General features: G+C 70.8%; 1 protein-coding gene. It reads left to right on the plus strand.

The window, feature by feature from the left end; translation table 11 throughout:
* Window positions 1-444: 444 nt before the first annotated feature.
* Window positions 445-1,193 (plus strand): COG4705 family protein (locus R6V09_RS53450; protein ID WP_317888598.1); only part of this gene is annotated, 749 nt, incomplete at its 3' end.

The following is a 1,193-nucleotide window of genomic DNA, read 5'->3' on the forward strand; positions in this document are numbered from 1 at the left end:
TCTCGCGACGGCGGCCAGCACCAGTCCGTGCTGTGTGGCCCGCCTGGCGACGACGGGAAGCCGACGCCGGGCCGGGCGCGGAGCCCCCGGGCCTCGCCGCGGCGAGGACCTGACGGCCGTGGCGACCACATGAACCCCCGCAGAATCGAACATGTGACGTGACGGCGCGGCTCAGTCCTACCAGGCACCCTTCGGGCGACGCAAGAAACGCTGATCGTCGGCGGATGTGCCCGCGCCCGCGAACTGACCTTGTGCGTGGCCCCAGTTGAGGCGCGGGAGCGGTGCGTGTACCACCGGCCGCACGCCGCTGACCAGGCCTTCGGGCGTCGTGTTCAGGTTGTGTTCAGGCTCGGGCGGGTGTCTGCCAACTCACGCACCAGAAGCGCCAAAGCTCTGGCAAAGGGGGCTGGGGCAACCGCCGGACACCATGTCATCGTGCCTGCCATGACGACAGATCACCTCACGCACCACCGGCCCTCGGGCCACGTACGACACACGGCGAGCAAGGTGCCGGAGGTGACCGTCTACTTCTGGATCATCAAGGTGCTGACGACCGGCATGGGCGAGACGGCCTCCGACTTCCTGGCCCACGTGTTCGGCCCGATCCCCGCCGTCGGCCTCGGCGGCCTCGCCCTGGTCGCCGCCCTGGCGGTGCAGTTCGCCGTCCGACGGTACGTGGCCTGGATCTACTGGACGGCCGTCGTCATGGTCAGCGTCTTCGGCACGATGGCCGCCGACGTCCTGCACGTCGGCCTCGGTGTGCCGTACACGCTCTCGACACCGTTCTTCATGGCCGCGCTGGCCGCGGTCTTCGCCCTCTGGTACCGCGCCGAAGGCACCCTGTCCATCCACAGCATCCACACCCGGCGCCGCGAACTCTTCTACTGGGCCACCGTGCTGGCCACGTTCGCCCTGGGCACCGCCGCCGGGGACCTCACCGCCACGATCGGCCTCGGCTACCTGGGCTCCGCCGTCCTGTACGCCGTCGCGATCGCCGTTCCGGCCGTCGCCCACCAGTGGGGCGGCCTGAACGCGGTGGCCGCGTTCTGGACCGCGTACGTCATCACCCGCCCGCTCGGGGCGTCCGTCGCCGACTGGATGGCCGTCGGCCATGGCCGGGGCGGCCTCGCCATGGGCCTCGGGCCGGTCACGCTGTCCTGGACGGTGGCCATCCTCGGCTTCGTGGGGTACCT

The organism is Streptomyces sp. W16, from assembly GCF_033194735.1.
Classification (GTDB): Bacteria; Actinomycetota; Actinomycetes; order Streptomycetales; family Streptomycetaceae; genus Streptomyces.